This is a genomic window from Flavobacterium sp. (assembly GCF_004211145.1).
GTDB lineage: Bacteria > Bacteroidota > Bacteroidia > Flavobacteriales > Flavobacteriaceae > Flavobacterium.
Window position 1 is genome coordinate 95,558 of sequence record NZ_SEBS01000024.1, and the last position, 10,774, is coordinate 106,331.

Annotated in this window: 7 protein-coding genes; 6 read left to right on the forward strand and 1 reads right to left on the reverse strand. The window is 48.3% G+C overall.

What is annotated here, in order from left to right:
• Positions 1–229 precede the first annotated feature (229 nt).
• From EOO50_RS12055 to EOO50_RS12065, 3 genes are all read left to right on the forward strand, one after another.
• Positions 230–985 (forward strand): LuxR C-terminal-related transcriptional regulator, encoded by a 756-nt coding sequence (locus EOO50_RS12055; RefSeq protein WP_290840462.1) that lies wholly within the window; start codon positions 230–232, stop codon positions 983–985.
• Positions 986–1,102: 117 nt separating this feature from the next.
• Complete coding sequence (locus tag EOO50_RS12060) at positions 1,103–2,881, forward strand: long-chain fatty acid--CoA ligase (RefSeq protein WP_290840464.1); 1,779 nt, start codon at positions 1,103–1,105, stop codon at positions 2,879–2,881.
• Positions 2,882–2,989: 108 nt separating this feature from the next.
• Entirely contained in the window at positions 2,990–4,528 is a 1,539-nt protein-coding gene (locus tag EOO50_RS12065) for a T9SS type A sorting domain-containing protein (protein WP_290840466.1), read from the forward strand.
• 519 nt (positions 4,529–5,047) lie between these two features.
• Here EOO50_RS12065 and EOO50_RS12070 read toward each other — a convergent pair.
• The gene (locus tag EOO50_RS12070; protein ID WP_290840467.1) at positions 5,048–6,739 is read right to left on the reverse strand and encodes a discoidin domain-containing protein; all 1,692 of its coding nucleotides are present in this window, start codon (positions 6,737–6,739) and stop codon (positions 5,048–5,050) included.
• A gap of 198 nt (positions 6,740–6,937) precedes the next feature.
• Here EOO50_RS12070 and EOO50_RS12075 point away from each other — a divergent pair, with 198 nt between their 5' ends.
• The 3 genes from EOO50_RS12075 to EOO50_RS12085 form a co-directional block, all read left to right on the forward strand.
• Positions 6,938–7,396 carry a MarR family transcriptional regulator gene (locus EOO50_RS12075; protein ID WP_290840469.1) on the forward strand — a complete coding sequence of 153 codons (459 nt, stop codon included), beginning with the start codon at positions 6,938–6,940 and terminating at the stop codon, positions 7,394–7,396.
• The gene (locus tag EOO50_RS12080; RefSeq protein WP_290840471.1) at positions 7,380–9,770 is read left to right on the forward strand and encodes a 3-hydroxyacyl-CoA dehydrogenase/enoyl-CoA hydratase family protein; all 2,391 of its coding nucleotides are present in this window, start codon (positions 7,380–7,382) and stop codon (positions 9,768–9,770) included. The genes EOO50_RS12075 and EOO50_RS12080 overlap by 17 nt, the downstream gene beginning before the upstream one ends.
• 98 nt (positions 9,771–9,868) lie before the next feature.
• Positions 9,869–10,774: acetyl-CoA C-acyltransferase (locus EOO50_RS12085; protein WP_290840472.1), on the forward strand; the 906-nt coding region annotated here is incomplete at its 3' end.

Genomic DNA, 10,774 nt, shown 5'->3' on the forward strand with positions numbered 1-10,774 from the left:
AGTTAAGTTTAGTTAAGGCAAACCATAATCTTAACTGCTCTTAACTTCTTAATGGTTTTGAAAACAACGCGGAGAATCTTAATGTTATTAATGAGCTAATGGTTTAGAAAAAATCCGCGTAGCAAATCTGTCTGGTTCATGCTTCGCGCCAAAAAAAATCCACAGTACAAATTCATAGCAAAAAAAGTCCACGGTGACACGTTTTTGCCAATTCGGGTCCGATACCAAAATGAAAGATAAGCTCCAAAAACTCCATCAAACCTGGGACGCCGACCCGAACCGGGGCATTCCCGGAACCGAACGCAACGTGACGTTCAACGAACTCGCGAGTTCAATCGTAAGTCTCGGGCCGTTCTATTATTATGTGGTGGATTTCTCCGATGGGTCGATTTCGAATACAAGCAATTCGTTTCAGGAAATGCTCGGACTTAATCCTACATCGTTGAAATTCAGCGAGATCATTTCCAGTTTCCACCCTGATGACATGGACCTGATCATGCGGCTCGAAGCCGGCGTGGCGCAATTTTTCTTCAAGAATGTCACGCCCGAAAAACTCATGCGGTACAAAAGCAGTTTCAATTTCAGGATCAGGTTGGCGAATGGTGACTATGCGCTGTTCAACCATCAGGCGATGATGCTTACGCTCGGTCCCAACGGCGGTTACGGCAAAGCGATCAACATCCACACGCGCATCGACCATTTGACCGAGGTCAACAACGAGCGTTTCTCGATCATCGGATTGGATGGCGAACCGTCGTTCTTGAACATCCCGCTCGACGATTCCCAAAGTTCGTTTTCTTTTTCGGCCAAGGAAATCCAGGTCATAAAAGATCTGAGCGACGGGCTCGACAGCGAGGAAATCGCGACCAAACTCTTCATAAGTCCGCACACGGTCAAGACGCATCGCAAGAACATCCTGCAGAAATCGGGTTGCAAAAACGTCGCGCAGCTAATCAAGATGTGCGTGTTGCAAGGTTTGATTTGATTATTTTAAGCGGATTCAAGCCCAAAAGATTCTCAAAAATTTAGATGGCATTTTAAACTTCCATTCGCAATTCCGCATCGCTTTTTTTAATAATTTGCACAAAATAAAATCCCAATAATGGCCAGCATCACACGCCTGTTCGATTTCCCATATCATCAGCAGAAAAACTATAACATCCCTGACGCTTTAGTCACCAAGCACGACGGCAAATGGATCAAGACTTCGACCGACGAATATCTTGCGCAAGCCAACACAGTATCGCGCGCACTACTGCGGATGGGCGTGCAGAAAGACGACAAGATCGCAGTGATTTCGTCGGCCAACCGCACCGAATGGCACATTCTCGACATCGGGATTTTGCAGACGGGCGCACAAAACGTTCCCGTGTATCCGACGATCACCGAAGAAGAATACGAATACATTTTGAACCATTGCGAAGCGAGCTATTGTTTCGTGTCGGATGAAACCGTTCTCCAAAAAGTGAACTCGGTGAGGAAAAACCTTCCCAAACTCAAGGAAGTGTATTGTCTCGACGAGATTTCAGGTTGCGAGAACTGGTCGAAAATCCTCGAATCAGGGAAGGACGAAAGCAATCAGGCCGAAGTCGAGGCGCGCAAAGACAGCATTACGACCAAAGATCTCGCGACTATAATCTATACGTCAGGAACGACGGGACGCCCGAAAGGTGTTATGTTGTCGCATGAGAACATCGTGTCGAACGTACTCGGAAGCGAAAAAAGAATCCCGTTCGACGCAGGCAGGACGCGTGCGATGAGTTTCCTGCCGATCTGCCACATCTTCGAGCGCATGGTCGTTTATTTGTACCAATATTACGGTGTCGGCATCTATTTCGCCGAATCCATCGACAAGATCAGCGAGAACATCCAGGAAGTCAAGCCCAACGTGATGACCGTCGTACCGCGACTTCTCGAAAAAGTATATGAAAAAATCCACGCCAAAGGCAGCGAGCTCACGGGAATAAAATACAAGTTGTTCTTCTGGGCGATCGGGCTCGGCGAACGCTACCAACCTTATGGACAAAACGGCTGGTGGTACGAATTCCAGCTGAAATGGGCGCGCAAGATCATCTTCAGCAAATGGCGTGACGCGCTCGGCGGAAATCTAAACATGATGGTTTCGGGAAGCGCTGCGTTGCAACCGCGTTTGGCGAGAATGTTCGCCGCGGCCGATATCGCCGTCATGGAAGGCTATGGTCTTACCGAAACGTCGCCCGTAATCGCCGTGAACGACATGCGCAACCACAACTTCAAGATAGGAACCGTCGGGAAACCGATAGAAAACGTCGAAGTCAAGATCGCCCAGGACGGAGAAATCCTGTGCAAAGGCCCGAACATCATGATGGGTTATTTCAAAGACGATGCGAAAACGGCCGAAGTCATCACCGAAGGTTATTTCCACACGGGCGACATAGGCGAAATCGACAGCGAAGGTTTCCTCAAGATCACCGACCGCAAAAAGGAAATGTTCAAGACGTCGGGCGGGAAATATATCGCTCCCCAATTGCTCGAGAACGCCATGAAACAATCGCGTTTCATAGAACAGGTAATGGTTATCGGCGAAGGCGAGAAAATGCCTGCCGCGTTCATCCAACCGAATTTTGGGTTCGTGAAAGATTGGGCGCGCATCCACAAACTGGAGATCGGCGAAGAACCTCAGGATATCGTGTGCAACGAAGCCGTCAAAACCCGCATCTCAGAAGAAATCGAAAAGATAAACGACAAATTCGGGAATTGGGAAAAAGTCAAGAAGTTCGAACTCACGCCGCAAATCTGGTCGATCGACGGTGGCGAATTGACTCCGACGCTAAAACTCAAACGCAAAAACATCCTCGAAAAATACAAAGACCTGTACCAGAAAATTTACGGTCAACGATAAAAACGCTCCCTTAATCGGGAGTTTTTTTTTGTCTCAAAAATTGTCAGGGAAAACGTTTGCGGTTACGATTAATCGTCTAATTTTACGCCCCGAAACAAAAAATTTAAAATGAAAAAATTCTACTCAATTGGCTTACTATTAGCCGGTATGGCATCATTTGCACAAGCCGGAAGCCTCGACGCCACTTTTGGGACTGGCGGTCAGGTAATCACATCAATCAACACAGGCGCCGACAAAGCGTTCGGAGTTGCGTTGCAGGCCGACGGGAAAATCGTCGTTGCCGGAATGACAACAAACGCGACGACGGGTAAAGACTTCGCCGTGGTTCGTTACAACTGGAACGGGTCGCTCGACACGACTTTCGGAACAGGCGGAATCGTCACGACCGACGTACAACTTGGCAGCGAAGACGAAGCGAATTCGATCGCGATCCAAGCCGACGGAAAAATCGTCCTTGCCGGTTATTCTGACGACGGAAGCCAGAAAAAAGGCGCGCTCGTGCGTTACAACACCGACGGTTCACTCGACACATCGTTCAACACGACAGGAAAAGTGGTGACGTCTTTTGAAGGAACGACACAGGCTTGTAATATCAGCGTCGTGAAAATCCACGCACTTACAGGAAACATCATCGTCGGTGGAAACACGATGACGACGACTACGAAGGCAAAACCGGTCGTGGCTCGTTACACGTCGGCCGGAGTGCTTGACACGACATTCAATACGACAGGAATTCGTTTGATGTGGCTCAACAACCTCGACCAACAATATTTGATGAACGTCGAAGATTTGACGGTTCAGACAAATGGAAAAATCACGGCCGTGGGCTGGAGAGATTTCCCGTCACAACCTTGGTCGAACAACGGTTGGGCCGGACGCATCAACGCGAACGGAACGATGGACACGACCTTCGACACTGACGGAGCGAACGACTTCAACGGTTCTTTCAACGGAAACGACAAGATCTTTTCAATGTTCCTGAAATCCGACAACACGATCGTTGCGGCAGGAAGCAGCGACATCTCGGCACAGAACTACGCGTTTACCATTTTCGAGATCGCGTCGACCGGAGCGCTTGGAGCTTCGGCAAACCAGGAAGCGGTTTCATTCAACGCGTTGCACACATCAATGGCGTACCGCGTACAGCAGGACGTCAGCGGTCGTTTCGTAATGGCGGGTTCGACTGGAAACACGACGACGCGTTCATTCGCGTTGAGCCGCATCAATGCAGATTACACGATCGACAATACATTTGATGCCGATGGAAAAGTAACGACGAACTTTAGCGCAAACGCAATGAGCGAAGCTTTTGACATGACGATCCAAACCGACAACCGAATCCTTGCAGTCGGTTACACAGGAAACGACTTTGCTTTGGCGCGTTACCTTTCAGGAAACGATTTGGCCGCTCAACAAGTCAAGACTTCGAAAATTGCACTTTACCCGAATCCTGCGAACAGCGTGATTTCTTTCAACGATGTCGACGCGAAATTGGCGGGAAGCACTTTTGCAATCTATAATACGGTTGGACAAAAAGTACTTTCAGGCGCTTTCAACGGTTCGATCGCGGTAAGCGAATTGGGTCAAGGCGTTTATTACGTGAAATTTGACAACGTTGCGGAAACATTCAACTTCGTGAAAAAATAATTTGTTTAGAACAAATTTGATGAAAGGCCTTCGATTGTTCGAAGGCTTTTTTTTTATACATATAAGTTCAGGTAGCTTAATCGAACGCAAGTTGATCGAGTTTTACGACAATTGAGATCTTTGAACCATTAAGAACATTAAATACATTAAGCTAACAAAAACCTACTACGACAATTCTGAAAACTCCAAGAGTCAAGTCATAAACTTAATGCTCTTAATGTTCTTAATGGTAAAAAAAAGCCTTCGATTCAATTCGGAGGCTTTTTTTTGTGTCAAATTTCAATGCGAAATGTTATGTAAGTTATTTTATCCGCGACTTTTAAAATGAGGGTATGAGATTAGTCGAAGAAATATGCTGCAGAAGATAATTTTTTTGAACCATTAAGAACATTAAATACATTAAGCTAACAAAAACCTACTACGACAATTCTGAAAACTCCAAAGAGTCAAGTCATAATATTAATGCCCTTAATGTTCTTAATGGTAAAAAATTTCTCCGCAACCCTAAACCCCAAACCTCTACTCCACTCTCAAAACATCCGTTTTCTCCGAAACCCCATTCTCATTCACCGCCTCAATCCTAAAATAATACGCCTTCTTCAAATCCATCGCCTTGAACCAATATTCGTTGAAATCGTGGATCATGATGCAACTGTACAATTTGTCGGGCGCGGTTCCGTAATATAAGTTGTATGCGAACGCGTTGTCGACGGGCTGCCATTTTATGTAGGCGCTGCGTTTGTCCTTGTCGGTGCGAAGTACGATGAGTTGCCCGACCTTGTTCGGTTTTTCTCCATTTCCATTTCCGAAGACGCGCAACCCGCTGATCGCGAATTTTCCCGTCGGAACATGAATATTTTCGAGCCTGATAAACCGAGTATTTACTGGCTTTTCAAGTTCGATGTAATCGTGCGGAACGTCGCTCGTGTTTTTGCTTTTGTCTACGAGAAGCGTCCATTTCTTTCCATCGTTTGACATCAAAATCCTGTACTGATGAAATATTCCCGATTGCTTGCCCATGAGTTCCGCGTCCTGATCGGCGTAATTGATCTGTATCGCGTTCACCGTCGAAATGTTTCCCAAGTCGGTCTGAATCCATTCGCCTTTGTTTCCCGACTTTGCGCTCCAATAGGTCTTGATATTTTCATCGACCGCATTGTTCGCGAAATAACTTCCCAACGTCGACGAAACTTCGACCGGCTTTTTATAATTCAAAAGCATCCAACCTGAAAATGTATTTTCGCCTTTTCGCGCCGACGGCAAAAACTGCGGATAGTCGCCGAAAGCCGTGTTGCACCACATCACGTCGTCCTTATCGAATCCCGACGGCCAGATTCCCATGCGCCGTTCCCAAGTATTTTTAACGCAAACGACGCTCGTGGCAACGTGCCAGTATTTCCCCGAATTGTCCTGGAATGTCGCGCCGTGGCCCGCGCCTCTCGAAAACCCGCCGGGCTTGAAACTCAACGGATCCGATTGGGCGACGGTCGGTTCAAGATCGAAAAGCGGCTTCTCCCCGACGACGACGCCATCGGCATAACCGCTGAATTCGGTTCCCGGCGATCCGTACTGGAAATAATATTTTCCGTTGTGTCTGGTCATCCACGCGCCCTCGATGAACGGATCGAGAAACGTATTGTCCATGTGTTCACCGAAACGCTGCCATCCGTAACGCCAATCCTCGACGAAATACATCGGTCGCCTCGCGCCTATCGGTTCGAACGTCTTGCGATCGAGCTCGACGCCCATCACGGGATGTTTGTTGGAACTGCCGTTGTACATGTAGAATTTTCCGTCATCGTCGGTGAAAAAAGCGGGATCCCAGCCGCCGGGCGCGAATTTGTCCTTTATCGGAAACCACTCGTTTCCTTTCGGGTTCGTACTGCCCCAAAGCGTGAAATCCTGCGTATACGTACTTCCGAACACGACCATCGTATCGCCGACTACGCCAACTGCAGGCGCACAGATTTCCTCTCCGTTTACATTCCATGGCCGCAAAAATCTCTTCTCGTGGAACTTCCAGTTGAGCATGTCCGAACTGTGCCAATATCCCGCCTGATTCGTGCTGAAAAGATACAGGTCGCCCTTGTAATTCACGATTACGGGATCGGCCGACGCGCGATGTTTTCCCCATTTTACATGCTCCGGATTAGGTTGATAACCGTAGTCGACATTGATCGGGTTGCAAAACGTCTTTTGTTGCGCACACATTACAAGCACGTTAAAAAAGACAAAACAACGCAAAAGAAATTTGGACATATTGGGATTTTTTGGTTCCGATTTCCTAAAGTTAGCAAACCCGATTGGCATGGCAATACGCAATTTGGAAGTTATCCAAACATTAATTTTTTCGATTTACTATGCGTGCATAGTATTTTTTTATTATATTTGAAAACGATTGCGTAAAATATGAAAGACAAAACCATAGATTACATCCTTCGCGCGACCTGGCAGGCAGTCGCGCGAATGTATAATGAGGAAGCCGCGAAATACGGTGCGACGATGTCGACGGGATTCGCATTGTTGAGCATTGATCGCGAAGAAGGAACGCCATCGACCGCGCTCGGCCCAAAAATGGGAATGGAAGCCACAAGCCTCACGCGCACATTGAAGTCGATGGAAGACAAAGGTCTCATCGAACGCCGACCAAATCCTGAAGACGGACGGGGCGTGTTGATTTACCTGACCGATTTCGGGCGCGAAAAAAGAGAACTCTCGCGAAACACCGTGCTCAAGTTCAACGAGATTGTGAAGGACAACATCACCGAGGAGAAATTGCGCCACTTTATCGAAGTCGCCGAAACCATAAACGAGCTCATCGCAGAAAAAAACATATTCAACTCAACTACAAATGAACAGAAGCATTAAAAAAGTTGCCGTAGTCGGTTCGGGCATCATGGGCTCGGGAATTGCGTGCCACTTTGCCAATATCGGCGTCGAAGTCCTGTTGCTCGACATCGCGCCAAAGGAATTGAATGAGGCCGAAATAAAAAAAGGCCTGACACTTGAAAGCAAGATCGTTCGCAACCGAATAGTCAACGAACACTTGCAGAACGCCTTGAAATCGAAGCCGTCTCCCATTTACCATCAAAAATTCGCGAATCGCATCACGACGGGAAACACGACCGATGACATGGCGAAACTCTCTGAAGCCGACTGGATCATCGAAGTCGTGGTCGAAAGGCTGGACATCAAAAAATTGGTGTTCGACCAGATCGAAAAATTCCGTAAGCCGGGAACTTTGGTGACGTCGAACACGTCGGGAATCCCGATCCATTTCATGAGCGAAGGCCGAAGCGAGGAATTCCAGCAGCACTTTTGCGGCACGCATTTCTTCAATCCGCCGCGTTATTTGAAATTGTTCGAGATCATTCCGGGCCCAAAAACATCGCCCGAAGTATTGTCGTTCCTCGAGAATTACGGAGAGAAATTCCTCGGAAAAACATCGGTCGTCGCAAAAGACACGCCCGCATTCATCGGTAACCGAATCGGGATTTACGGCATCCAATCGCTTTTCCATCTCGTAAAGGAAATGGGATTGACGATCGAGGAAGTCGATAAATTGACAGGGCCGGTAATCGGACGTCCGAAGTCGGCAACTTTCCGAACCGTTGACGTCGTCGGGCTTGATACGTTGGTGCATGTCGCAAACGGATTGTACGAAGGCGTCCCATCGGACGAAGCGCACGAACTGTTCAAACTGCCCGATTTCATCTCCAAAATGATGGAAAACAAATGGCTCGGAAGCAAGACAGGACAAGGTTTTTACAAGAAAGTCGACAAGGATATTTTGTCGCTCGACCTCGATACGTTGGAATACCGCGCGGCAAAAAAGGCATCGTTCGCGACTTTGGAACTCACGAAAACCATCGACAAACCGATCGACCGATTTAAAGTTTTAATTACCGGAAAAGACAAGGCAGGAGAATTCTACCGCAAGAATTTCGCGGGCATGTTCGCTTATGTCTCGAATAGAATTCCTGAAATCACCGACGATTTATACAAGATCGACGACGCGATGAAAGCCGGTTTCGGATGGGAAAACGGCCCGTTCGAGATTTGGGACGCGATCGGTGTCGAAAAAGGAATCGAACTCATCAAAGCCGCGAATTTGAATTACGCTTCCTGGGTTGACGACATGCTCGCTTCGGGCAACAAAACATTCTACTCGATCAAGGAAGGCGCGACGTTCGCTTACGATATCCCTACTAAATCCCAGAAGAAAATCCCGGGACAGGATTCGTTCATCATACTCAACAACATCCGCGAATCCAAAAAAGTCTGGAGCAACGCGGGTGCGACGATCCAAGATTTGGGCGACGGAATCCTGAACCTCGAATTCCACTCGAAGATGAATACCATCGGAGGCGAAGTGATCGAAGGCATCACGAAAGCCATCGATTTGGCCGAAAAGGATTTTCAGGGATTGGTCATCGGGAATCAGGGCGCTAATTTTTCGGTCGGCGCGAACATCGGGATGATTTTCATGATGGCCGTCGAACAGGAATACGACGAACTCAATTTCGCGATCAAGCAATTTCAGGATACGATGATGCGCGTGCGTTATTCGTCGATCCCGGTCGTTGCGGCGCCTCACGGCATGACGTTGGGCGGTGGTTGCGAATTGACGCTGCATTCCGATAAAGTCGTTGCAGCTGCAGAAACCTACATCGGACTCGTCGAATTCGGCGTCGGAGTAATTCCGGGCGGTGGCGGATCGAAGGAAATGGCCTTGCGCGCTTCGGATCAATTCCATAAAAACGATGTCGAACTCAACGTACTTCAGGAATATTTCCTCGCCGTTGCGATGGCGAAAGTCTCGACCTCGGCCTATGAAGCGTTCGACACTGGAATCTTGCAAAAGGGAAAAGACGTGATCGTCGTGAACCGCGACCGTCAAATCGCCGAAGCCAAAAAACACGCCTTGATTTTGGCCGAAGCCGGATATACGCAACCCATCCGTCGCAAAGACGTGAAAGTTCTTGGAAAACAAGCGCTCGGCATGTTCTACGTCGGGACAGACAGCATGGAAGCCGGGCATTACATCTCAGAACACGATAAGAAAATCGCGAACAAACTGGCTTATGTTATGGCCGGTGGAGATTTATCCGAAGCGACTTTGGTCACCGAACAATATCTTTTGGACTTGGAGCGCGAAGCATTTTTGTCGCTTTGTACGGAAAGAAAAACGCTGGAAAGGATACAGTTTATGCTCACAAAAGGCAAACCGCTTAGAAATTAAAAAGACTTGAGATAATAGACGGATAGATAATAGACCGTGCAGCGACAGAATCGTCTATCATCTTGCCGTCTATCATCTATCATCTTAAAGACAAAAAAATGAAAACAGCATACATAGTAAAAGCATACCGAACCGCCGTCGGCAAAGCCCCGAAAGGTTTATTCCGTTTCAAACGCCCCGATGAATTGGCCGCTGAAACGATCCAATACATGATGAACGAATTGCCCGACTTCGACAAGAAGCGCATCGACGACGTCATGGTCGGGAACGCGATGCCTGAAGCCGAACAAGGGTTGAACGTCGCGCGATTGATCTCACTGATGGGATTGAAAGTCGATGACGTTCCAGGAGTAACCGTGAACCGATATTGCGCGTCAGGACTCGAAACCGTTGCGATGGCAACCGCAAAAATCCAGTCGGGAATGGCCGATTGCATCATCGCCGGAGGAGCCGAAAGCATGAGTTTTATCCCGATGGGCGGCTACAAACCCGTACCCGATTACGCCGTCGCGAAAGAAGGCCACGAGGATTATTATTGGGGAATGGGATTGACCGCCGAAGCCGTAGCCAAACAATTCAACGTGTCGCGCGAAGACCAGGACGAATTCGCATTCCAGTCGCACCAAAAAGCGTTGAAAGCGCAAGCCGAAGGGAAATTCGACAAGCAAATCGTACCGATTACGATCGAAGAAACCTACGTCGACGCGAACGGCAAGAAAGCCACGCGTTCGTACGTCGTCAATAAAGACGAAGGACCGAGAGCCGACACATCGCGTGAAGCGCTCGCCAAATTGAAACCCGTTTTCGCCGCCGACGGATCGGTTACGGCCGGATCGTCGTCCCAAATGAGCGACGGAGCCGCGTTCGTGCTGATCATGAGCGAGGAAATGGTAAAAGAACTCAACCTCGAACCGATTGCGCGTTTGGTGAGTTTCGCCGCCGCCGGGGTCGAGCCAAGAATCATGGGAATCGGTCCCGTAAAAGCAATTCCGAAAGCGCTCAAA